Source organism: Arthrobacter sp. AD-310 (assembly GCF_054656615.1).
In genome coordinates this window covers 232,023-255,702 of the sequence record NZ_BAAHNO010000010.1, presented here as the reverse complement: position 1 = coordinate 255,702, position 23,680 = coordinate 232,023, and the positions used below count along the sequence as shown (strand labels likewise).

The 23,680-nt window shown below is 66.0% G+C and carries 19 protein-coding genes; 8 read left to right on the top strand and 11 right to left on the bottom strand.

Annotated features, from left to right (window positions below; translation table 11 throughout):
* Nucleotides 1-199: 199 nt before the first annotated feature.
* Nucleotides 200-1,345, top strand: coding sequence for a ribosome small subunit-dependent GTPase A (gene rsgA / locus ACYQ1Z_RS07770; protein WP_459791911.1), 1,146 nt, complete (start codon nt 200-202; stop codon nt 1,343-1,345).
* Here the strand turns inward: rsgA and ACYQ1Z_RS07765 are convergent, their stop codons facing one another.
* The 5 genes from ACYQ1Z_RS07765 to ACYQ1Z_RS07745 are packed head-to-tail and all read right to left on the bottom strand — an operon-like array spanning nt 1,346 to nt 7,071.
* Nucleotides 1,346-2,398, bottom strand: a complete 1,053-nt coding sequence (locus ACYQ1Z_RS07765; RefSeq protein ID WP_459791910.1) for a LacI family DNA-binding transcriptional regulator — start codon at nt 2,396-2,398, stop codon at nt 1,346-1,348.
* Entirely contained in the window at nt 2,398-3,876 is a 1,479-nt protein-coding gene (locus ACYQ1Z_RS07760) for a glycoside hydrolase family 1 protein (protein ID WP_459791909.1), read from the bottom strand. Before ACYQ1Z_RS07760 ends, ACYQ1Z_RS07765 begins: the two co-directional genes overlap by 1 nt.
* Nucleotides 3,873-4,787 (bottom strand): carbohydrate ABC transporter permease, encoded by a 915-nt coding sequence (locus ACYQ1Z_RS07755; RefSeq protein ID WP_459791908.1) that lies wholly within the window; start codon nt 4,785-4,787, stop codon nt 3,873-3,875. The genes ACYQ1Z_RS07760 and ACYQ1Z_RS07755 overlap by 4 nt, the downstream gene beginning before the upstream one ends.
* On the bottom strand, nt 4,784-5,776 hold the full coding sequence (locus ACYQ1Z_RS07750) for a carbohydrate ABC transporter permease (RefSeq protein ID WP_459791907.1): 993 nt from the start codon (nt 5,774-5,776) through the stop codon (nt 4,784-4,786). Before ACYQ1Z_RS07750 ends, ACYQ1Z_RS07755 begins: the two co-directional genes overlap by 4 nt.
* A gap of 2 nt (nt 5,777-5,778) precedes the next feature.
* Complete coding sequence (locus ACYQ1Z_RS07745; RefSeq protein WP_459791906.1) at nt 5,779-7,071, bottom strand: ABC transporter substrate-binding protein; 1,293 nt, start codon at nt 7,069-7,071, stop codon at nt 5,779-5,781.
* 314 nt (nt 7,072-7,385) lie between these two features.
* Between ACYQ1Z_RS07745 and ACYQ1Z_RS07740 the strand changes: the two genes are divergently transcribed.
* Nucleotides 7,386-9,347 (top strand): adenylyl cyclase, encoded by a 1,962-nt coding sequence (locus tag ACYQ1Z_RS07740; protein WP_459791905.1) that lies wholly within the window; start codon nt 7,386-7,388, stop codon nt 9,345-9,347.
* Nucleotides 9,348-9,405: 58 nt separating this feature from the next.
* Here the strand turns inward: ACYQ1Z_RS07740 and ACYQ1Z_RS07735 are convergent, their stop codons facing one another.
* Together ACYQ1Z_RS07735 and ACYQ1Z_RS07730 are read right to left on the bottom strand one after the other, a co-directional pair.
* Nucleotides 9,406-9,543: a methionine/alanine import family NSS transporter small subunit gene (locus ACYQ1Z_RS07735; RefSeq protein ID WP_459791904.1), complete on the bottom strand. Its 138-nt coding sequence runs from the start codon at nt 9,541-9,543 to the stop codon at nt 9,406-9,408.
* Nucleotides 9,540-11,111, bottom strand: coding sequence for a sodium-dependent transporter (locus ACYQ1Z_RS07730; protein WP_459791903.1), 1,572 nt, complete (start codon nt 11,109-11,111; stop codon nt 9,540-9,542). The genes ACYQ1Z_RS07735 and ACYQ1Z_RS07730 overlap by 4 nt, the downstream gene beginning before the upstream one ends.
* A gap of 185 nt (nt 11,112-11,296) precedes the next feature.
* Here ACYQ1Z_RS07730 and ACYQ1Z_RS07725 point away from each other — a divergent pair, with 185 nt between their 5' ends.
* The 6 genes from ACYQ1Z_RS07725 (at nt 11,297) to ACYQ1Z_RS07700 (ending at nt 18,660) form a co-directional block, all read left to right on the top strand.
* Entirely contained in the window at nt 11,297-12,034 is a 738-nt protein-coding gene (locus tag ACYQ1Z_RS07725; protein WP_459791902.1) for an alpha/beta fold hydrolase, read from the top strand.
* Between the two features lie 57 nt (nt 12,035-12,091).
* Complete coding sequence (locus ACYQ1Z_RS07720; protein ID WP_459791900.1) at nt 12,092-12,706, top strand: TetR/AcrR family transcriptional regulator C-terminal domain-containing protein; 615 nt, start codon at nt 12,092-12,094, stop codon at nt 12,704-12,706.
* Between the two features lie 105 nt (nt 12,707-12,811).
* Nucleotides 12,812-14,059: an MFS transporter gene (locus ACYQ1Z_RS07715; RefSeq protein ID WP_459791899.1), complete on the top strand. Its 1,248-nt coding sequence runs from the start codon at nt 12,812-12,814 to the stop codon at nt 14,057-14,059.
* Between the two features lie 50 nt (nt 14,060-14,109).
* Nucleotides 14,110-15,786 (top strand): amidohydrolase, encoded by a 1,677-nt coding sequence (locus tag ACYQ1Z_RS07710; RefSeq protein ID WP_459791898.1) that lies wholly within the window; start codon nt 14,110-14,112, stop codon nt 15,784-15,786.
* A gap of 43 nt (nt 15,787-15,829) precedes the next feature.
* Nucleotides 15,830-16,915, top strand: a complete 1,086-nt coding sequence (locus ACYQ1Z_RS07705) for an agmatine deiminase family protein (protein WP_459791897.1) — start codon at nt 15,830-15,832, stop codon at nt 16,913-16,915.
* A complete protein-coding gene (locus ACYQ1Z_RS07700) occupies nt 16,912-18,660 on the top strand; it encodes an amidase (RefSeq protein ID WP_459791896.1) in 1,749 nt (582 codons plus the stop codon). Before ACYQ1Z_RS07705 ends, ACYQ1Z_RS07700 begins: the two co-directional genes overlap by 4 nt.
* Here the strand turns inward: ACYQ1Z_RS07700 and arfA are convergent.
* The 4 genes from arfA to ACYQ1Z_RS07680 all read right to left on the bottom strand — a co-directional run bounded on the left by arfA (nt 18,657) and on the right by ACYQ1Z_RS07680 (nt 23,549).
* Complete coding sequence (gene arfA / locus ACYQ1Z_RS07695) at nt 18,657-20,198, bottom strand: arabinosylfuranosidase ArfA (protein WP_459791895.1); 1,542 nt, start codon at nt 20,196-20,198, stop codon at nt 18,657-18,659. The two genes, ACYQ1Z_RS07700 and arfA, sit on opposite strands and share 4 nt — an antisense overlap.
* A gap of 42 nt (nt 20,199-20,240) precedes the next feature.
* A complete protein-coding gene (locus tag ACYQ1Z_RS07690) occupies nt 20,241-21,170 on the bottom strand; it encodes a carbohydrate ABC transporter permease (RefSeq protein WP_459791894.1) in 930 nt (309 codons plus the stop codon).
* A complete protein-coding gene (locus ACYQ1Z_RS07685; protein ID WP_459791892.1) occupies nt 21,170-22,108 on the bottom strand; it encodes a carbohydrate ABC transporter permease in 939 nt (312 codons plus the stop codon). Before ACYQ1Z_RS07685 ends, ACYQ1Z_RS07690 begins: the two co-directional genes overlap by 1 nt.
* Before the next feature lie 76 nt (nt 22,109-22,184).
* Nucleotides 22,185-23,549 carry an ABC transporter substrate-binding protein gene (locus ACYQ1Z_RS07680; RefSeq protein ID WP_459791891.1) on the bottom strand — a complete coding sequence of 455 codons (1,365 nt, stop codon included), beginning with the start codon at nt 23,547-23,549 and terminating at the stop codon, nt 22,185-22,187.
* Nucleotides 23,550-23,680: the final 131 nt, after the last annotated feature.

Below are 23,680 nucleotides of genomic sequence, written 5' to 3'. Positions count from 1 at the left end.
TCCCCGGCAGGCCGGAAAGAACCCGCGAGGAATGGAGGTGGTTTTGATGACCGTCGTCGCCGCGCGCCCCGTGCGCCCCGCATCCATCAACCAGACCATCCCCCTCGACGGCACCATCCCCGCCTGACCTTTCGACGGCGGTAAGCGCCCGGACCTGCCAGGCGCCTTGGTGCATCGGGGACTTTCCCGAGGAACCATCGTGAATTCTTCTTCAGGCAACGCCCTGGACAGCAGTACCAATAACTCCCCAACCACCGGGCTCCCCGCCTACGGCTACACCCCCGCGGTGGCCCGGCACTTCGACGCCAACCCCCACGAGACAGCGACAGGCCGCGGCCGTGTGGTGCGGGTGGACCGCAACCGGTTGCTCGTCGCCGTCGACGATGCGCTCCTGCACCTGCCCTACCCGCTGGCCGGCGAGGTCCCGGTAACCGGCGACTGGGTGTGGACCGGGCCCAACCGCGCCGGCGAGCGCCAGATCCTGGCCGTCCTGCCGCGCCTGTCCGAGCTCAGCAGGAAGCGTGCGTTCGAGGACTCATCCGCGGCGCAGGTCCTGGCCGCGAACATGGACACCGTGGGCGTGGTGGTTCCCGTGGACCGGCCGCTCACCCATAACCGGCTCGAGCGCACCCTTGTGGCTGCGTGGGACTCCGGGGCCACTCCCCTGGTGATCATCACCAAGGCGGACCTCTCCGCCGTGGCAGACGACGTCGTCGGAAAGGTCATCCTGCAGGCGGCCGGCGTGGACGTGGTAACCACCTCCGCGGAAACCGGCGACGGCATCGACCACCTGCTCGCCCACATCCCGCCCGGAGGGACGATTGTGCTCCTGGGGCCGTCTGGGGCGGGCAAGTCGACCCTCATCAACGCCTTGGTGGGAGACCAGGTGCAGGACACGGGCGAGGTCCGCGCGGGCGATTTCAAGGGCAAGCACACCACCACGTCCCGGGAACTGGTGCCCTTGTCCAACGGCGCCGTCCTGATGGATACGCCCGGCGTGCGCGGCTTCGGGCTGTTCGACGCCGAAGACGGCATGGGCGAGATGTTCGGCGACGTGGAGGACCTGGCCGGCCGATGCCGGTTCTCGGACTGCTCCCACCAGGCTGAACCCGGATGTGCCGTCCAGGACGCCCTTGCGGTCGGGCGGCTCGAGGAACGCCGCTGGCACAGCTACCTGAAGATGCAGCGCGAGATCGCCGCCCTCGCCCGGCGCAGCGACGCCGCCGCGCAGCGCGCGTACCAGCGGGAGTGGCACCAGAAGGTGGTCTCGGCGGGGAAGTCGCAGCGCTGGGCGGAACGCGAGACAGCCGAGCGGAAGGAGCGGACGGGACGCAAACGGCGGTGATCAGCCGGAGGTGCTGCCCCGCACCACAAGTTCCGCGGGGTAGACCACCGGCTCCAGCCGCTCCCCGGGGTTGTGGATGGCCCGGACCAGGAGCTGCCCGGCCGACATGGCCATATCCACCATGGGCTGGTTCACCGTGGTCAGGCCAAGCCCGTTGGCGGCCAGCAGGGCATGGTTGTCGAACCCGACCACCGCCACGTCCCCCGGAACCTGCCGGCCGCCACTGCGCACTGTTTCGATGACGCCCAGCGCCATCAGGTCGGAGGCAGCGAAAACGCCGTCAAGCTCCGGTGCCTGGTCCAGGAGTCTCCGCGCGGCCTCGGCCCCGCCCGCCGTCGTGAAGTCCCCGTGGATGACAGGCCCCGCCGGCAGGCCTGCCTCGAGGAGTCCCTGCTTCCAGCCTTCGAGACGGTCGACGGCGGCAGTCATGTCGGTGGGTCCGGCCACCGTCCCCAGCCGAGCTCGGCCGAGCCCGGCCAGGTGGCGTGCCGCCAGCCGGCCACCCTCGAAATTGTCCAGGTCCACGAAGGGAATCCCGGCCTCCGTGTCCCACGGCCGGCCAATGAAGACCGTGGGCAGCCCGGTGTTCCCAAGCGACTCCACCCAGTTGTCGGCCCGGTGGTGCGACACCACAATGGCGCCGTCCACGTGGCCGCCGCGCAGGTACCGCAGGGTCCGCGCCGAATCATCCCCCGCCCGGGACATCAGCAACACCAACTGCATGTCGGTGTCGCGCAGGGCCTCGTTCACGCCGGTGATGACGGCTGCGAAGAAGGGATCCATCATGACCCGGGCGTCCGGCTCCGGAATAACCAGGGCGATGGACCCGGTGCGCCTGGTCACCAGGCTTCGCGCCGCCCGGTTCGGGGTGTAGCCCAGCGCCACAATGGCAGCGTCAACGGCGGCCTGGGCTTCCGGGCTCACCTTCAGCCCGCCGTTGATCGCCCTGGACGCCGTGGAGCGGGAAACCCCGGCGGCGGTGGCAAGATCCTCCAGCGTCGGGCTGGGCCGGCCGGCCTTCAGCAAAGCCGGACGACGGGACTTTTCATTCATTACACAGACACTACGACACCCTGCTCAGGAGAGGACAAAGCGGAAGTGCCCGCTGGAACCGCATTTGACGCCGCCACCGCGGAGTACCACAGCGCACTGGCTTTGGGGATACGCTCCTGGGTCCGGTAGTCCACCCGGACCAGGCCAAAGCGCTGGTGGTAGCCGAAGGACCACTCATAGTTATCAAGCAGGGACCAGGCAAGGTAGCCGCGGACGTCCACGCCATCCCCGATGGCACCGTGGAGGGCCTGCAGATGGGCCGCAATGAAGGCAAGCCGGTCCTGGTCATCCACAAAGCCGTTGTGGTCCGCGACGTCCTCATAGGCTGCCCCGTTTTCGGTGATGTAGACGGGGATTCCCGCCGGGCCCGTGTACTCAGCCTGGAGCCGGTTCAGCAGCCGGCGCAGGCCGTCGGGCTGGACCTCCCACCCCATGCCTGTGACAGGAAGGCCGCGCGGCACGGAGCGTGCACCGTCCGCCGCTACAAAAGGCGGGGACGTGGGACGGACGGGAGCGGCCGCCGTCGGCTCCTGTCCTTCCGGCCGTGGCGTATCACCTGGATCCTTGGTAACGGATTCTCCGTGGTAGTAATTGACTCCCAGCAGGTCCAGGGGCGCGGAGATGATGTCCAGGTCCCCCGGTTGGACGAATTCAGCCAGGCCGAGGTGGGCAACATCCGCCAAAAGATCCGCAGGGTACTCCCCCTTGAACAGCGGGTCCAGGAATATCCGGTTGAACTGGCCGTCGATCCGGCGCGCGGCGTCGCGGTCGCCCGCGCTGCCCGGATCCCGGGGATCGGACACAGTCAGGTTGAGGGTGACACCGAGGCTGGCGTCAGGGTCCCGGCGGCGAAGTTCCCTGGTTGCCAGGCCGTGGCCGAGCAGCAGGTGGTGGGCGGCAGCCAGCGCGGACCGCGGTTCCTGCCGTCCTGGGGCATGGATGCCCGCGGCGTAGCCGAGGAAGGCCGAGCACCAGGGCTCGTTGAGGGTGGTCCAGAACCGCACCCGGTCGGCCAGCGCGCTGTGCATTAGGGCCGCATACTCGGCGAACCGGTAAGCGGTGTCCCGGTTGGCCCAGCCGCCCTTGTCCTCCAACGCCTGGGGCAGGTCCCAGTGGTACAGGGTGAGCCACGGGGTGATGCCCGCGGCCAGGAGTTCATCCACCAGGCGGGAGTAGAAGCCGATGCCCTCCGGATTGGGCGTGACGCCGTCCGGCATGCAGCGGGCCCAGGAGGTGGAGAACCGGTAAGCCTTTAGGTTCAGGCTGCCCATGAGGGCCACATCCTGCCGGTAGCGATGGTAGTGGTCGCAGGCCACATCGCCGTTGTGGCCGTCGGCGACGGCACCGGGGACCCTGGAGAACGTATCCCAGATGGAGTCCTGCCTGCCGCCCTCGCGGGCCGCGCCCTCGATCTGGTAGGCCGCTGTGGCTGCGCCCCACAGGAAGTCCCTGGGAAACGGAAGTGGGTTAAGGCTCATCCTTTTACTGCTCCTTGCATGATTCCTGAAACGAGTTGCCGGCCTGCCGCGATGAACAGGAGCAAGAGTGGGACGGTGGCGAGCACTGCGCCGGCCAGGACCACCGAGTAGTCAACAAAGTGGGCCGCCTGGAGCAACTGCAGTGCCACCGGGAGGGTGGGGTTTGCGGGGTCGAGGACGATGAAGGGCCAGAAGAAGTTTGTCCACGTGGCCACGAACGTAAACAAGGCAAGCATCGCCGCCGCAGGCCGCGCTGCGGGAAAACCGACGTGCCAGAAGGCCTGGATCATCGACGCGCCGTCCATGCGGACCGCCTCGATCAGCTCGTCCGGAAGCGCGTCGCGGAGGTACTGCGTCATCCAGAACACCCCGAAGGCCGTGACAAGGCCCGGAATGATGACGGCCCACAGCGAACCCGTCCAGCCCAGCCTGGACATCACGATGAACAGCGGGACAACGCCCAGCTGGGTGGGAACCGCCATAGTGGCGATCACGAAGACCAGCAGTGCTTTGTTGCCGCGGAAGCGGAGCTTGGCAAAGGCGAACCCGGCCAGGGTGGAAAACACGACGACGGACGCTGCCGTCACGCCCGAGACGATCAGGCTGTTGCCCATCGCCTTCCAGAACGGGATGCTGTCAAAGACCTTCGCCGCGTTGGCCAGGAAGTTTCCGCCGGGAAGCAGCGGGATACCGCGGCTGAGGACGGTGTTGTCGTGGCTGCCCACGAGGAAGGACCAGTAGAGGGGGAAGAGGGATGCCAGCAGGACGGCACCCAGGAAGCCGTAGGTGAGGGAGCCCGGCCGCCGTGCGCCACCGAACCCGGCTCTGCGGTTCCCGCCCTTTCCGCGGCGGGCCGCCGCCCGGGCGGCGCCCTTGCCGGCAGTCTGTTCGATCATGGGAATGGAGCTCACTTGCGGCCTCCCTGGCTGGCTATGCGCTTGGTGATGACGAAGTTGAGCAGGGCGATCAGCACGATGATCAGAAAGAGCAGCCACGCCACGGCGGAGGCCCTGCCGAAGTTCCGTTGGCCCCAGCCGAGCTCCCAGATGTACATGGTCAGCGTCTGCCACTGCCGGTCCGCGCCGCCCAGGCCGGACTGGTCGAAGACCCTGGGCTCGTCGAAGATCTGGAGCCCGCCAATGGTGGAAGTGATCACGACGAAGATGACGGTGGGGCGAAGCATGGGCACGGTCACGGAGAAGAACTGCCGCAATCGGCCGGCGCCGTCGATCGTTGCCGCTTCGAACACGTCGCGCGGGATCGCCTGCATGGCAGCCAGGAAAATCAGGGCGTTGTAGCCCGTCCACCGGAAGTTGACCATGGTGGCAATGGCCGCATGGCTCGCCAAGGAGTCGGAGTGCCACCGGACCGGGTCAAGCCCCACTGCCTTCAGCATCTCGTTGATCAGCCCGAACTGGTCTGCAAAGAGGTTGTTGAAGATCAGCCCCACCGCCACCGGCGCGACGACGAACGGCACCAGGACCCCCATCCGCCAGAACGTCCTGGCCCTCAGGTTCGCGTCCAGCACCGCAGCGATCACCAGTGCCAGGACAACCTGGGGAACCGAGGAAAGGATGAAGATGCTGAAGGTGTTGCCCACTGCGTTCCAGAAGTAGGGCTGGGCTACGACGAACGCGTAGTTGTCCAGTCCCGCGAACTTCCCCTGCCCGCCGATGAGGTTCCAGTTGTGAAGCGAAACCCATGCCGTGTATCCCAGCGGGAACAGGCCCGTGATCGCAAACAGGAGGAAGAAGGGGGAGATGTAGAGGTAGGGGGACAGCTTGACGTCCCATTTGGAAACCCGCTGGGAGAATGCGAGCCGCCGGACGTTCTTCCCGTCATCCCCGGCGTGGGGGCTGCGCCCCGCTGGGGGCGTTATGACCCGGTCGGTGACGGCCATGCTTAGAGCGACTTCACTGCGGTGGCGAACTTCTCCCAGGAGGAAGCGGCGTCGTCCGTCTTGTCAACGTCCACGCGGGTAAGGGCCTGCTGCATGGCGTCGTTGATTGCGAAGAACTTGGTGCCTTTGAAGGGGGTCACTTCAACGGCCTTGGCGCGCTCGGCAAAGATCTCGCCGGTGGGTGCACCGTTGAAGAAGGCGCTGGTCTGGCCCAGCAGTTCGCTGCTTTCCAGGGCCTCCTTCTGGCTGGGGAAAGTGCCCTTTGCGGTGAACGCCTTGATCTGCTGCTCAGGGGCGGTCAGCCAGCCCGCCAGCTTCTTGGCTTCGGCCTGGTTGGCGCCCTGGGTGGGAACGGTCAAGTAGGACCCGCCCCAGTTTCCGCCGCCGCCGGGGAAGACGTTGGCGACGTCCCAGCCGGTGACTCCTGCGGCGTTGCCTTCGATGACGCCGAGCATCCAGCCCGGGCAGAGGGTGGTGGCGAAGGCGCTGGTCTGGAAACCGGCTGCCCAGTCGTCGCTCCACTGCTTGAGGTGGGCGGACAGTCCGTCCTCGGTGGAAGCCTTCAGCACCTGGTTGTAGATGTCCTTGACCTTCTGGTTCTCCGTGGCGATGACGGTGCCGTCCTCCTCCTCATAGGCCTTCTCGAGCTGGTTGCTCATGCCCTGGTAGATGGCCCCGGCGGAATCGAACCAGGCGGCCTCCGGGTTGGCGGCCTTGAACTTCCGGCCGGCGTCGAAGTAGCTTTCCCAGGTGCCTCCGAGCATCCTGGCAACTTCACCGCGCTCGGTGGGCATCCCCGCTTTCTTCAACAACTCGGCGTTATAGCAGACGGCTTCAGGGCCGGAATCGGTCCCGTAGCCCACCAGCTTGCCGTCGGCGGTGGTGGCGGCTTCGGTTTTCCAGTCCAGCCAGCGGTCCTTCACGGCGGGATCGGCCAGGTCTGCGAAGTTGTCCGGGTACTCCAGGAGCTCGGGGAGCCAGTCCACTTCGACGGCCTCGATGTCGGACAGGCCGGAACCGGCGGCGAGCCGGGTGGTGAGGTTGTCGCGGGCTTCGTTGCTGGTTGCCGCCTTTTTGTGCTCGATGGTCACGTTGGGGTTCAGCGCCTCATATTCTTCGAACAGTTTCTCGTAGCCGAACTCGTTGAAGGTACCGACCGTCAACGTCACCGGTTCCGACCCCGTCGCGTCATTCACCCCGCCCTTCCCGGGTGTGGAGGAGCCGCAGGCGGTCAGGGACAGGGCCATGCAGGCGGCGGCAGCCGACAGCACAGAGAATTTGGCGTGCTTTTTCACAGGAAAGACTCCTTCGTCAAAAAATGGTTTGCCTTGCAGGCCGTCAACGCCCGAGGACCGAAGCCGCGTGGGCGGAAGGGCGGGGTACGGGATCTGCACTCCTCGTGGGAGCGCTCTCACCACATGGTGTCCCACTTCACATGAAGCTGTCAAGAGGGGTAGGAGCGCTTCCATCTCACCCTTGCCGGGCCTAAAAAGGCGGTGCTACGCTTCCTCGACGGGAGCGCTCCCACCGCCCGTCCGACAGCCCTCCGCATCGCGGAAACTGCCCCGGCCCGGCACTCCCTCCAATCCCCCACTGAACAGGACCAGCAATGCCGCTTGCTCCACACCCCACCCCGTCTCCTCCCGTTCCAACTGCCGCCCGCGGACGCCATGTCCGGCGCACAGCCTGCAGCGCAGCCCTCCTGATCGGACTCCTGGCCGGCGGCAGCAGCCCTGCGAACGCGTCACCGCCACCCGCTCCCGCCGATGCACCCTCCTCCATCGCGCTGCCGGCCGCCGCGCAGCCCGTCGCCACACCAGCTGTCATCACGCCACCCGCGGCAGCGCATCCCTTCGGGGCCAACGTCCACGTTTTTGATCCGGGAATGCCGGTGGCAGAGATCCAGGCAACCGTGGATGCCATCGCCGCCGAACAGGTGGACGATGAAATGGGCACGAAGCGCTATTCGCTGCTCTTCAAGCCAGGATCCTACGGAAGCGCGGAGGAACCACTCATCATCCAGGTGGGCTACTCCACCGAGGTCGCAGGGCTCGGCGCCTCCCCCACCGATGTCACCATCAACGGCCATGTGGACGTCTACAACCGGTGCCTGACTGCAGAGAACTGCATCGCACTCAACAACTTCTGGCGCTCCCTTTCGAACCTCACCATCAACGTCACCGGCCTTGAGGGATGCCGCGGGACGGCCAACTTCTGGGCGGCCTCGCAGGCCTCACCCATGCGCCGGATCAACATCACCGGAGGCAACCTCTCACTCATGGACTACTGCACGGCCGGCCCGCAGTACGCCAGCGGCGGCTTCATCTCGGATTCGAAGACCGGCGACGTCATCAACGGCTCGCAGCAGCAGTACTTTGTGCGTGACAGCAGCATCGGCAACTGGTCCAACGGCGTCTGGAACCAGGTCTTCTCCGGCGTGGAGGGCGCACCCGCACAGTCTTTCCCCAGCCCGCCCTACACCACCCTTGACAGCACGCCGATCAGCCGCGAGAAGCCCTACCTCACCGTGGACTCCGGGGGCCAGTACAGCGTGTTCGTCCCCGCCGTCCGCCACGCGTCTTCGGGCACCACGTGGGAAAACGGTCCGACGGCGGGCCGCAGCATTCCGCTGTCCGACTTCTATGTGGCCAGCCCTTCCGATTCCGTCAAAACCATCAACTCCCAGCTGGCGCGCGGCAAGAACCTGCTGCTGACGCCGGGCGTTTACGGCATTGACGAAAGCATCGAAGTAAAACGTGCCAACACAGTTGTGCTGGGGCTGGGCATCGCGACGCTCACGGCCGTCGACGGCGCCATTCCGCTGACGGTCGCCGACGTACCCGGCGTGGACATCGCAGCCGTCACGGTTGATGCCGGCCTGGTGGACTCGCCTGCCCTGATGCGCATTGGCAGCGGCGGCCCGAAGGGCGCGGGTGCGGGGGCAGCCAGCTCCACAGTGCGCAGCGACCCGGAAAACCCCACCACCCTGCATGACGTCTTCTTCCGCATCGGCGGACCGCACGTGGGCAAGGCCTCCGTCAGCCTGGAGGTCAACAGCGAGAACGTGCTCCTTGACCACATTTGGGCATGGCGGGCCGACCACGGGAACGGGGTGGGGTGGACCACCAACACGGGCAGGAACGGCGTCATCATCAACGGCGACAACGTCACCGCCACCGGACTGTTCGTGGAGCACTACCAGGAGTACAACGTCATCTGGAACGGCGAAAACGGCAGGACCGTCTTCTTCCAGAATGAGCTGCCCTACGATGCCCCCAACCAGGCAGCCTGGCAGCACGACGGTGTCCTGGGCTGGGCCGGCTACAAGGTGGCCGACTCCGTCAGGACCCACGAGCTGTGGGGTGGCGGCAGCTACGTCTACAACAATGTGGACCCCACCATCCATGCCACCAGGGGGTTCGAGGTGCCTGTAACCCCAGGAGTGAGGCTGCACAGCCTGCTGACCGTGAACCTGGGTGCGGGGACGCTGGACCACGTCGTCAATGACACCGGCGCACCGGTCTCAACAGACGCCGTCGGAATTCCCAGCTACGTTCCCAGCTTCCCTTAGCCTGCCGGTGTGGGCGGGGTTCTGCCCCGCCCACACCGTCCCTGGTTCCGCGTTGGGCTCAAAGTTCCGGCGCGTGCTCTTCGGGCAGGGCGCCCTCGTCCTCCGGGTGCCGTTTGAGGTTGAGCATGGACAGGGCCAGCCCGCCCCAGACGGTGAGGATGGCGATGATCATCATGGTGACCGCGATGGGGGTCATGCTGTTTCCTCCGATTCCTCCGCCACCACGGCGTCGAATTCCGGGTCGTGGTGCGCCTTGGAGCGGCGGCTCCAGGGGATGAATGTCAGGACCAGGGCAGCCACGATCAGGGTTGCGGCCATACCCCAGCCGAAGATGCCAACAAACCACTCCGGATACCCCTCGTAGGTGGTGGTGATCTTGCCGATGAATTCGTTGGCCACCATGTAGATCAGGGCCAGCGGAACGACGCCGGCGATCAGCACCATCCAGGTCCGCTGGACCTTGACGGTGGAGGTGCGGTTCAGGTGCGCCGACAGCAGGGGCAGCTTGCGGAGGAACCAGGCCAGCACCACCACTGTCACCAGCGCGCCGAGCAGGATGCCGAAGCTGTTGACGAACGCATCCGAGGTGTCCAGCAGGTAGAGCCCGGTGGCCGTGGGGAACAGGCCGAGCGAGACTGCACCCACCAGGACGCTCACCACCACGGAGGCCTGGACCCTGCCCCAGCCGAGCTTGTCCTGGACGGCAGCAACAATGACCTCCAGGACGGAAATCAGGGACGTGATCCCGGCGAAGACCAGGGAACCGAAGAACAGCACCCCCATCACCGGGCCGAACGGCGCCTGGGACACGATGGTGGGGAAGGCAATAAATGCCAGGCCGATGCCCTGGGTCACGACGTCGTTCACGCCTGCGCCGGCGGCCTGCGCCATGAAGCCAAGGGCGGCGAAGACACCAATGCCGGCCAGGATCTCGAACCCCGAATTGGAGAAGGCCACCACCAGGCCCGACCCCGTCAGGTCCGTCCGCCGCTTGAGGTAGGAGGAGTAGGTGACCATGATGCCGTAGCCGACGGACAGCGAGAAGAAAATGTGCCCGTACGCGGCGGCCCACACTCCCGGGTCGGCGAGCGCGGCCCAGTCCGGCGTGAAAAAGGCGTTCAGCCCTTCGGCCGCGCCGGGCAGGAACAGGGACTGGACCACCAGCAACAGGAACATCACCATCAGCAGCGGCAGCAGGATAGAATTTGCCCGCGAGATGCCTTTCCTGATGCCGGCCACCATGATGACGATGACCAGGGCCCAAATGAGCAGCAGCGGGAAGAAAACTGACGGCACGTACTCAAAGCCCAGGCCCGGTGCCTCAGCCAGCGCGAGGAAGCTGCCGAAGAAGAAGCCCTCGGCGTCGTCACCCCAGGCCCCGGAAAACGAGAACACGGTGTACATCAGGGACCAGGCGATGATCACGGCGTAGTATGCCGCGATCACGAAGCAGACCAGCACCTGCCACCAGCCGAGCGGTTCGGCGGCGCGGTGGAGGCGCCGGTACGCAAGGGGCGCCGAACCCCGGAATTTGTGCCCCACGGCGTAGTCGAGAAACAGCAGCGGGATGCCCGCCGTCAGCAGCGCCACGAGGTAGGGGATCAGGAACGCGCCGCCGCCGTTGTCGTAGGCGATGTAGGGGAAGCGCCAGATGTTGCCCAGGCCCACTGCCGATCCGATGGCGGAAAGGATGAACAGCCTTCGCGAGTGGAAGGTTTCGCGCTGTGCGGGCGATGCCTGCCCGGGGGATGACGGCGCGCTCATTCCTTCACCCCGCAGTGTGCGTCCTGGTGGGTGCAGTTTCCCGGCCTGTTCATGTTGAACTCTCTCCCAGTTGCTGTCGAGAAGGTCACGGCTACCTCCGGACTTTACTGCCCGCCCTTCCGGAGGGAAACCCCCGTCCCCTTTGGCCTGGCCGATGCCCGGGCGGCAGGGAGTAGTGTTCGGTCATGGACATCATCCTGGTTCCCGGTTTCTGGTTGGACGCTTCCTCCTGGGAGGAGGTGACGCCGGCACTTGAGGCGGCGGGCCACCGGACCCATCCCCTGACCCTGCCCGGCATGGAATCGGTGGACGCGAGCCGCTCGGGGATCGGCCTGCGCGAGCATATCGACGCCGTCGTGGCCACCGTTGATGCGATGGACGGGAAGGTGGTCCTCGTGGGCCACTCCGGTGGTGGCGCCATCATCCACGGCGTAGTGGACGCCCGGCCCGACAGGGTGGAGCGCGCCATCTATGTGGACAGCGGCCCGCTGGGGGAAGGCGACGCGATCAACGATCAGCTGCAGGCCCGCGGCGACGACGTTCCGCTGCCGCCATGGGAGGGGTTCGAGGACGCCGACCTGGTGGACCTGGACGACGGCCTCCGGGAGAAGTTTCGTGCCCGCGCCATTCCGCAGCCCAAGGGAGTGGCGTACGGGCGGCAGCATCTGCACGATACACGGCGCTATGCCGTTCCTGTCACCGTCATATCCTGCGAGTTCCCCTCGTCGCTGCTTCGGGAATGGATCGATGCGGGCCATCCGTTCGTAGCCGAACTGTCGCGGATCGACGACGTCGAATTTGTTGACCTGCCCACCGGCCACTGGCCGCAGTTCACCAAGCCGGCGGAGCTGGCCCGGGCCATCCTCTCGGCGGTGGACCACACCGGGCAGCGGGAAGGCACCCGGACGGGCCGGCCGGGCTAAGGGAGTCAGCTTAGGCCGCTAGATTGAACGGACCAACCCGTTCCAAAGGAGTTATCCGTGCCGCGCCCACGTTCGCCGCTGTTGTCCGCCGATGCCATCGTGAAGGCTGCGCTTTCGCTGGTGGATGCCACCGGTGATTTCAGTTTTCCCAAGGTTGCGAAGGAACTCGGGGTCAGCCAGGCAAGCCTGTACAACCACATCGACAACCGCGAGCACATCATCGAGCTGATGCGCGGGCGCGTGTTCGCCGACCGTCCGGCCCTGGACACGGCGAACCTGCCGTGGGACGAGGCACTCCGGACCCTGGCGCACAAATACCGCGACTGCCTGGTGGACCACCCCCGGCTCGTGCCGCTGCTGGTCGCGCAGACAGTGCGGGACCTGGGCGTGATGGGCATCTACGAGGACATGGCGGTGGTCCTGGCCCGGGCAGGCCTGGCGCCCTCCGCTATTGTCCCGGCCATCACCACCGTGGACTACGTGGTCCTCGGTTCGGCCCTGGAACTGACCGCCCCTGAGGTGGTCTGGTCCCCGCCGCCGGGCCAGTTCCCCACCCTCTCGGAAGCCATCGCGGATCTCGGCTCCCCCGCAGAACGCTCGGACACGGCCTTCTCGTTCGGCCTGGACACCCTGCTGGCGGGGCTCAGAGAGGTCACCCGGGCAAGTTTCTGAAAGGCTTTCACTAAAACCCTTGTGCTGGCAGGGGTGTATCCCCATAATAAATGAAGGCCATTCATTTTGTGACGGCATTCACTCCATCCCAGCAAGGAGAAACCCATGTCCCAGGACAGCAACACCACCGGGCGTGTTCCCCTGACCGCTGCCCGGGCGGTGTCGGTCTTCGGCATCAGCGTGGTCGGCTTCATGACCGCCAACCTGGTTCCAATCATGATCCTCGCCCTCACCGGCGAGCCCGGCTTCTCCGCCACCGATGCCGGAATGCTGATGACAGGTTCCCTGCTTGCCTGCGCCATCAGCTGCCTGCTGACCTCAAGGCTGGCGGCGGGCAACGGACGCTATGCAGTGGCGCGGGTCGGCCTGGTGCTGACGGCGGCAGGCTTCGGAGCCGCGGCATTCATCCCGTCCGCACCCGCCGTCGTCGCGGGGGTCCTGATCGGCGGTCTCGGCGCCGGCGGGGCTGTTTCGGCAGCCGGTGCAGCGCTTGGCGCCCTCCGCAACCCTGACCGCGCCTCCGGGATCAGCGGCTTCACCAACCGGGCCATCGTGTCAGTGGTCCTCTTCGTCATCCCGGCGCTCGGCGCCGGCATGGGCAGCGCTTTCGGCCTGCTCGCCGGCTTGGCCCTCGCCGCCCTGTTCACCGCCTCCTGGCTCCCCAACCGTCCCGGAACCGGCACCGCAGCGGCCGCCAGGGCAACCGCCGCACCCACCGTGGCCCGGGTGCCGGGCACCAACTCCCGCAGTGCCACACTGGCCGGCTTCGGCCTCCTCGCCTGCTTCGCCGTCTGGGCCCTCAGCGAGGACTCGCTGTGGGCCGTCGCTGCCACCATGGGCGCCGACCAGGCACAGCTCGACGAGACCGGCATGGGCCTGGTCCTAAGCCTGTCCACCCTGGGCGGGCTCCTCGCCTCCGGGCTGATCGGGGTCGCCGGGCGCCGCCTCGGCCGGACCGCACCACTGGCCGTGGCCCTGGTGGCCGGCGCAACCCTCAAGCTCCTGTCCGGAATCACCACCGACCCCGGCCTGTACATGGCCATCATCATCGCCTGGAACACCATCTACATGCTGGCGTTCATCTACATCGTCGCCGCAGCCGCCGCCCTCGACGCCTCGGGCCGCTGGTCCGCCCCGGTCCTCGGCGTCTACCTGGTCGGCTCCTCGTTTGCCCCGTTCTTCGGAACATTCGTCTCCACAGCCGCCGGTTACGACGTCCTCGGCTTCGTCCTCGCCGGAATGACGCTGGTCCTGACAGTTCCCCTGGTTGCCATCTCCCGAATTTCCGTCCGCACAGAAAAGGCAGCCGCGGCCCAGGCACCGGCGGAAATCAACAAGGCTGCGGTCGTCTGATGCCGCACGCCGCCCCTGACGCACAAGCCGACCCGACAGAAAGCACTGCCTTGCCTGCACGTACGCTCTACACCAACGCCACCGTCTTCACCGCCAACGGCTCCCACGCTGAGGCCTTCGTCATCGAGGGCTCCGAGTTCACCTACGTCGGCAGCGAGGCAAGTGCGCGCGCAGCGGCGGGCGACGGCGCCACCAAGGTCGACCTGGCCGGCGGCTTCGTGCTCCCCGGCTTCGTGGACGCGCACACCCACCTGCTGATGATGGGACAGGCCCTGCAGAAGGTGCAGCTGCGGGACGCCGCGAACCTCAACGAGCTGCAGCACCGCCTCCGCGACGCCGCCGCTGCCACCGACGCGCCGCGGATCCTCGGCGCCGGCTGGCTCTACAGCGCCCTGGACGGCCAGCAGCCCACGCGGCAGCTCCTCGACGCCGCCGTTCCTGACCGGCCCGTCTACCTGGACGCCAACGATCTTCACTCCGTCTGGGTCAACAGCGCCGCCCTGGTGGAACTGGGCATCACCCGCAACACCCCGGACCCGATCGGCGGGCGCATCGGCCGCGATCCCGAAACCGGCGAGGCGGACGGCATGCTCTACGAGACGGCGGCACACCAGATCGTCTGGCCCGCCCTCGCCTCCCACGCAACGGACGGGGACCGCGACGCCCAACTGGAAGAAGCCTTCAGCAATTACCTCGCCGTGGGTGTCACCAGCGCCGTGGACATGGCCGTCCAGGACGACGACCTCGCCGCTTTCCGCCGCGCCCTCGCGCGCCGGAACGGCACCCTGCCTATCCGCGTCAAGGGACACATCCTGGTGGCGCGGCACGAGTCGGAAGCTGACAACCTCGCACAGGTGGCGAAAGCAGCTTGGCTCGCGGCGGACCTGCACACGGACTGGCTGCAGATCTGCGGCATCAAGCTGGTGGTGGACGGCGTCATCGACAGCTGCACCGCCGCCATGAAGGAACCCTACGCCGACGGCAGCACCGCAGAGCCCATCTGGGACCGCGAATCCCTGATCCCGGTGGTGGCCGCCGCGGACGCCGCCGGCCTCCAGATCGCCCTGCACGCCATTGGCGACGAAGCCTCGGACATCGCCCTGGACGCGCTCGAGGAGGCGTACCGGCGCAACGGCCCCCGCGACCGGCGGCACCGCATCGAGCACCTGGAAACGGTGACCGAAGCCAACGTGAAACGGCTCGCCGCCCTGGGTGTGGTGGCATCCATGCAGCCGGTCCACGCGGACCCGGCGATCCAGGACAACTGGCGCAGTGTCCTCGGCGACCACCGCTGCGAGCGCGCATTCCCCTGGACCGAGTTCACCGAGGCCGGTGCCACCCTGGCGCTAAGCACGGACGCCCCCACCGCCCCGCACGAGCCGCTGCCCAACATGTATGTTGCCTCCACGCGGCTCTCTGCCCTCGATCCCGGCCTGGACGCTAACCTGCCGAAGTACGCCCTGGGCCTCGCGGACGCCTTCTGCCACGCCACCCGGGACGCCGCCTACTCCTGCCGCGCCGAGGACCGACAGGGCCGGATCGCCGCCGGCTGGCTGGCGGATTTCACGGTGCTGGACAGCAACCCGCTCGACGCCGACGCAGCGCAGCTGCTCAGCAACCGCGCCCGGCTCACCGTTGTGGGCGGCAAGACAGCGTACGACGCCGGCACCTCCACAGCTCCCCGTCCCGCCGCCGCGGACGCGCAGCGCATCAGCCAGCCCGCCTGAATCCCGAACCAAATCTGACCAACAGAAAGACCTTGAACCAACCATGAAACCCGCACCGGCTCCCGCCGCACCCGCCGTCGATTCGGCGTCGACCGTCCACATGCCCGCCGAATGGGAGGCACACTCGGGAACGTGGATGGCCTTCCCGCCGGCCAATGAAACGTTCGGGCCCGCAGGCAGCCCCAGCCTGGACCGCGCCCGCACCGCCTGGACAACCGTGGCTCAAACGATTGCCCGCTACGAACCCGTCACCGTGGTGGCCGACCCGCGTGACGCCACCGCAGCCCGGGAATGGCTGGGCGACGGCATCACGGTAGTGGAAGTGCCGCTGGATGATGCATGGCTGCGGGACAGCGGTCCCACTTTTGTGCACCGTCCCGACGGGTCGTTGGCCGCCGTCGACTGGATCTTCAACGGATGGGGCGCCCAGGAGTGGGCCGCGTGGGACAACGACCAGAATGTTGCCCGGGCCGTCGCCGGACAAACCTCGGTTCCGGTCCGTCCCAGTTCCCTGGTGAACGAAGGCGGCGGGTTCCATGTGGACGGCGAGGGAACAGTGCTCCTGACGGAGACGGTCCAGCTTGATCCGGGCCGCAACCAGGGCGCCACGAAGGAATCGGTCGAAGCCGAGATCCATGCGGCACTGGGTACGTCCAAGGCCATCTGGCTGCCGCGCGGACTCACCCGCGACTATGACGAGTTCGGAACCCGCGGGCATGTGGACATCGTGGCAGCGTTCGCCGGGCCGGGCACAGTGCTGCTCCACCGCCAGGACGACCCCACGCACCCCGACCACGCCGTCTACCTGCAGCTCCGCGCTGTCCTCCAGGGCCAACTGGACGCCCGGGACCGGCCGCTGCGGATCATTGACGTGCCGGCACCCACCACCCTCACGGATGACGAAGGCTTTGTGGACTGGTCCTACATCAACCACTATGTTGCGAACAACTTGGTGGTGCTGTGCGCCTTCGATGATCCCAACGACGCCATCGCCAAGGGCATCCTGGAGCGCGCGTACCCGGGGCGCACCGTGGAACTGGTGGACGCCCGGGACATCTTCGCCTTTGGTGGCGGCATCCACTGCATCACCCAGCAGCAGCCCGCCCCTGTTCGGGGAGGTGCGGCTTGAAACCGGCGCCTACTGCAGCGGATACGGTGACGAGAGAACGGTTCGAGGTGGTGGAGGCCGGCATCGGCCGGCTGCGCGCGGCCCTGGAGTCCGGGGAGGTGACCAGCGAGGAACTGGTCCGGCTGTACCTGCGGCGCATCGAGAAGTATGACGCTTCAGGTATACGTCTGAACGCGCTGGTCGTGATGAACCCCGGGGCCATCGCGGAAGCGCAGGCATCCGACCGGCGGCGTGCCGCGGGTTTCACACTCGGACCGCTCGACGGCATTCCCTACACGGCCAAGGACAGCTACCAGGTGCGGGGGCTCACCGTGGCTGCGGGGTCACCGGCATTCCGGGACCTCGTGGCACAACGGGACGCCTTCACCATTGAGAGGCTGCGCGCCGGCGGCGCCGTCCTGATCGGCCTGACCAACATGCCTCCGATGGCCAACGGAGGTATGCAGCGCGGGGTATACGGCCGGGCGGAGAGTCCCTACAGTGCCGATTTCCTGACGGCCGCGTTTGCTTCCGGTTCCTCCAACGGCTCCGGCACAGCTACCGCTGCCAGTTTCGCCGCCTTCGGCCTCGCCGAGGAAACCTGGTCCTCCGGCCGGGCACCGGCGTCGAACAACGCACTGTGCGCGTACACGCCGTCACGCGGAGTGATCTCTGTCCGTGGCAATTGGCCGCTGGTTCCCACGATGGACGTGGTGGTCCCGCATACCCGCACCATGGACGACCTGCTGGAAGTCCTGGACGTGGTGGTGGCGGACGATGCGGAAACCCGCGGCGACTTCTGGCGTGTCCAGCAGTGGGTGAAGGTGCCCAGGGCATCCGCGGTCCGCCCGCCGTCGTACGTTGCCCTTGCCGTGCCTGACGGCGCTGCCGCGGCAGGCATACTGGCCGGCAAGCGCTTGGGTGTTCCGCGGATGTACATCAACGCGGACCCCGAGGCGGGCACTGCGCAGTCGCCCGGCATCGGCGGTCCGACAGGGCAGCGCATCGAAACGCGCGCGTCCGTCATTGCCCTGTGGGAAGCCGCCCGGCGGGACCTGGAAGCTGTGGGGGCCGAGGTGGTTGAGGTTGATTTCCCGGTGGTCTCCAACTATGAAGGCGACCGGCCGGGTGCCCCCACCATCGCGACCCGCGGCCTGGTGTCCCGGGACTACCTGCGCCGTGAGATCGTGGACCTCTCCGCCTGGTCGTGGCATGACTTCCTGGACGCGAACGGGGACCCGAACCTCAACAAGCTGGCCGACGTCGACGGGGCCCGGATCTTCCCGGCCCCCGATGGTTCGCTGCCGGACCGGTATGACGGGTTCGACGACGATATCAGCGACTACCCGGCATGGATCCGGGAGCATGGCGTCCCAGCACTGGGCGACATCCCCCACCTGGAGGACGGCCTGAAGGGGCTCGAGGAGACCCGCCGGATCGACCTGGAGGAGTGGATGGACGGCCTGGGCCTGGACGCGGTGGTGTTCCCCGCGGCCGCTGATGTCGGGCCGGCGGACACGGACACCAACGAGGCGTCGGCGGACCTGGCGTGGCGCAACGGCGTCTGGGTGGCGAACGGGAACCTGGTGCCCCGGCACTTGGGAATCCCGACGGTCACGGTGCCGATGGGCCTCATGGCGGACACCGGCGTGCCGGTGGGGCTGACGATTGCCGGCAAGGCTTATGACGATACGGAGCTGCTGCAGCTGGCCGCCGCCTTCGAAGCGACCGGCAGCCGGCGGGTGCGGCCGCCGCGCACAAGCTAGCCCAGGGCTACCGCTGTCCAGGAGACGGGCGGCAGGACCACTTGGAGGTGGCCTTCGGCCAGCTTTGCAGTCGTATTTGGCTGCAGACTCACACGGTCCGGGGCTTCCCTGGTGTTCCTTGCGTAGACGTCCGGATCGGACATCATGTGGGATTCCAGTACTGACAGGTTTCCCAGTGCTGACAGGTTAACGGTGACGGTGGCGGCATCCGTGAGCGATCGGTTGACGAGGAAGACCGCCACGCGTCCGCTCCCGGCGTCGTGCGTGGCCACTGCGTCCACCAAGGGAACGCGACCGAGTTCATCAGTGTCGTAGTCGCCGGTTTCCACTCGCACGTCGAGGGCTACGCCGACAGCCAGCCTGGAGGTGACAGCGAACGGATAGTAGGTGGTCTGCCGCCAGGCGGGGCCGCCGGGCTCGGTGGTAATCGGCGCAATGACGTTCACGAGCATGGACATGGAGGCTGAGGTGACGCGGTCTGCGTGCCGGAGCAGCGAGATAAGCAGTCCGCCGACCACCACAGCGTCGGCAACGGAGTAGACGTCTTCGGCGAGCCTGGGCGCCTCCGGCCAGTCATTCCCCTCGATCTCGTCAGTCCGGTAGAACCGGTCAGCCTGGCGCGGGAACTGCCGGAGATTGTCGCCCAGGTACCAGACGTTCCATTCGTCGAAAGATATGTTGAGTGTCTTGTCGCTGCGCTTGGCGGCTTTGACGTGATCGGCGGTGGCGATAACCGCGTCGAGGTAGCGGTCCATTTTTACCGGTGCTGCCAGGAAGGAGCCGAGGTCGCCGTTCTTCTCCTCGTAGTAGCCGTGGCAGGAGATGTAGTCCACATCGTCGTAGGTGTGCTCGAGGACGACGCGGTCCCAGAGCGGAAAGGTTGGCATGGTCGGGTGTGAGGAGCCGGAGGCGACCAGTTCAACCTGGGGGTCCAACTGCCGCAGTGCCTTGGCCGTCCGCGAGGCCTTTTTGCCGTAGTCGTCTGCCGGTGAGTGCCCGAGCTGCCAGGGGCCGTCCATCTCGTTGCCGAGGTACCACATCCTGATCCCAAAAGGCTGCCGGCGGCCGTTAGCGATCCGCTCTTCGGCCAGCGTGGAGCCCTTGGGGACATTGGCGTACTCGACTATGTCCAGGCTGTCCCTCGTGTCCGCGGTACCCAGGTTGACGGCATACATGAGCTCCCCGCCGACCTTTTCCACCCATGAGGCGAATTCATGCAAACCCACCTGGTTCGTCTCGGTGGCGCGCCACGCGAGGCTAAGCCGACGGGGCCGCTGGTCTTTGGGTCCCACACTGTCCCTCCAATGGAACCCCGAGACGAAGTTGCCTCCGGGGTACCGGATGCCGGTGACTCCCAATTCCTTGACGAGTTCGATGACGTCCTGGCGAAAGCCCTCCTCGTCCGCGGTGGGGTGGTCCGGTTCGTAGATCCCGGTGTAAACGGCGCGGCCCATGTGCTCGATAAAGGACCCGAAGAGACGGCGGTTGACGGGGCCGATGACGAAGTTGGGATCGGCAGTCACGTATGCGTTGAACAATTGTGCTCCTTCCGGCTGGACCAGGGCGTATGGGTACCGCGGCTACTTGAGGCTGCCCACGGACAGCCCGCCCTGCCAGTACTTCTGCAGCATCAGGAAGGCGATGATGAGCGGCACGACGGAGACCAGCGATCCGCTCGTTACCAGGTTCCAAATCAGGCTGTTGGCCGTGGCTGAGTTTGACTGGACCTGCCAGGCGTTCAGCCCCACCGTGACGGGAAGCAGCGTCGGGTCCGAAATCATCGCGAGCGGCAGGAAGTAGTTGTTCCAGCCACCAACGACCGAGAGCAGCAGCACAGTCACCACCGCCGGACGCATCAGCGGCAGGGCGATGGTGGCAAAAGTCCTGAGTTCCCCCGAGCCGTCCACCCGTGCAGCGTCCAGCAGTTCGTCCGGGATTGCGTCCTGGACGTAAACCCGCATCAGGTACACACCGAACGGGCTCAGCAGCGATGGGAGGATCACCGCCCAGATCGTGTTCGTGAGGCCGAGGTTGTTGAACAGCACGTACGTCGGGATGACGAGTGCGGTCGCCGGGACCATGACCGACGCCAGGAGGATCATGAAGCTGACGCCGCGCCCCCGGAAGCGGTATTTTGCAAATGCGTAGCCGGCCAGGACGGCAAGAATCGTGGCGCCCACTCCTCCGGCTGTCGCATACACGAACGAGTTGCCGAGCCATCGGAGGTAGATGCCGTTGTTATAGGTGGCAAGCTGGGCGATGTTGTCGAAGAAGGCAAAGTTCCGGTCGAACCAGAGGGGTCCCCCGGTTCCCGAGAAAAGCCCTTGGGTGCTCTTGGTTCCCGCGACGATCAGCCACCACATCGGCAGGAGGAAGTAGAGGGAAACGGCGGCGAGCAGAACGTGCAAGCCAACCGACTTGCTGCGCCGCCTTCCGCCGGTGTTTCCGTTTCGCTGGCGCGGGACTGCGGCGGTGGTCGAATCGGGCAGTCGTACAGGTGACGTGGTCATTAGCGGAGTCCACTCTTCTTGCGGGTGGCGATCAGGAAAATGATGGAGGCAAGGAAAACCAGGAGTCCCAGCGCGAATGAGATGGCGGACGCGTAGTTGAACTGCTGGTAGGAGAACGCCAGGTTGTAGGCATACAGGTTCGGGGTGTAGGCAGCGTCGATCGCGTTACCCGCAAGTGGGGCAAGGACCTGCGGTTCAGTAAAGAACTGCAGCGTTCCGATCAGCGCGAAGACTATTGTCAGCACGAGGGATGATGCGATGATCGGAACCTTGATCTGAAGGGCGGTCTGCAGCTTTGATGCCCCATCGATCCGTGCCGCCTCGTAGATTGAAGAGTCGATCGACTGCAGGGACGCGTAGATGATGATCATGTAGTAGCCCGTCCACTGCCACGTGACAATGTTGGTGAGGGACCAGAAGATCGATTCGCGGTTGAGCAAGTCCGGAGCCTGCACGTTCAGGAAGTCGAAGAAAGACACCAAGGGACCGAACGAGGGGCTGTAAAGGAAACCCCACATCAGCGCACCAATTACGCCTGGGATAGCGTACGGCGCGAAAATCAGCAGCCGCGAGAAGCGGGACAACCGGGTCTTCACTTCATCGAGGATCAGTGCGAAGAAAAGCGCCAGCCCGATCTGCAGTGGCACGAAGACCAGCGCGAATGCACCGACGCGGGCCATGCCCGATAGGAAGCGTTGGTCCTTGAACACGGCGATGTAGTTCGTTAACCCCGCGAATTTCTCGCCGGCCGCCAGGGTGTTGGTATGCAGGCTCATCCAAAATGCATAAACGAGCGGCAGGACGAGGAATACGAGAAACACGATCGCGAACGGAGCAAGAAACACCCAGCCAAATCGCGCTTGCTTCCGCTCCAGGGTCACTCCCCTCCTGACGACCGGGAGCCGGGTGGGCTGCTGCAGTTCTGAAGTTGTTGGCATGTGGAACTTCCTTGGGACGCAAAAGTAGGACGGCGTCTGTGCGGGCGGGAGGTTTCCCGCCCGCACAGGGCGAGGCTCACTTCAGGGTGAAACCCTGTTCAGTGGCGTAGGCCTCCAAGGACTTTTGGAGTTCGTCAGCCGCTTCCGACGCCGACATGTTGCCGCTGATCGCCTCGGAAAGCAGCCGTTGCGATTCGTCGTAGTAGAACTGCGAGAACGGTGAGAAGGTCACTCCCTCGTACTCGATGGCGGCTTTACCGAAAACGTCCTTATTGAGTTTTTGGCCGCCGTAGAATTCGTAGGCACGGTCCTGGAAGTAGTCGGATTCGATCATCTCGGGATAAGCCAGGAACAGCCCGCCCACTTCGACCCCGAGTTTCTTGTTCTCTTCGGAAGCGTAAAGCTCTGCGGCTACCTTCGTGGCCAGTGCAGCATCAGCCGCCTGGGTGGTGACGGCCAGGGTGCTCCCGCCCCAGTTAACCTGCTTGGGGTTGGCTGCGTCCCACTGCGGGATCGGAGCCGCACGCCACACTGCATCAGGGTCGCCGTCCTGGAAGGCCGGAATGTGGATGCTGTACCAGGAGGGGTAGATGGCGGTCGCATAGCGGCCCCCGCCAAGGCCGGTGCTGAACTCGGGAGTCCACGCCTGGTCGGTGCCCACGAGGCCGCGATCGACCAGGTCAAGCCAGTACTCGTATACCTTTTTGCTGGCTTCATCGTTGTGGTCGATGCTGATTTCGGTCGGGTTTCCGTTGTCGAACTTGAACGGCTCGGCACCTGCCTGGTCGAGCAGCGCGACGTGCTGGCCCTGGCCGTTAGGCGCAAAGTTGCCGATCAGGGTCTCCCCGCCGGTGGCCTTGCTCAGCTGGTCGGCAGCGGCGGCATACTCGTCCCAGGTGGTCGGAACCTTGATGCCGTGCTTGTCGAAGATGTCCTGCCGGTACCACATGCCAACCGGCCCAAGGTCGACCGGCACCGCGTAGACGCCGTCGCCGCTTGAGACGTCGCGCCAGGCGCCTTCAGTGAACTTGTCTTTGTATTCGTTGATGCCGTGCTCTGTCATGTCCACCAGGCCGCCCTGGATGAGGAAGCTGTTCAACCAGTCGTACTCGATCTGGGCGATATCCGGCGCACCCGACTTGGACTGCAGCGAGGTGGAGAGCTTGGTGTAGGCGTCAGCACCCTGGCCCGCGTTCGTCCAGCAGATTTGGACGTCCTTGTGGCTCTCGTTGAAGTTGTCGACGGTTTGCGCAGTGTCCTCAAACCAGCCCCAATAGGTGACGACGGGGACGTCCTGCACCTTGATCTGGTTGGAGCAGTTCGTTTTGCTGGCGCCTGAACCGTTTCCGCCGCCGCCGGCGTTATTGCCGGAACAGCCAATCAACGTCACGGCCAGTGCCGTGGTCATCCCCGCCGCAAGCAGGGCTTTTTTCTTACTCATGATGTTGCTGGTCCTTTCGAGGTGCGCAAAGACACCGTTGTCTGCGGTCAGTCGGTCATCCGCGGTTGCTACAGGAGAGTGACGTGGGGCGTTCGTGGCTGGTAGCCCGGGGTGATGGGTGGGCCGGGCGG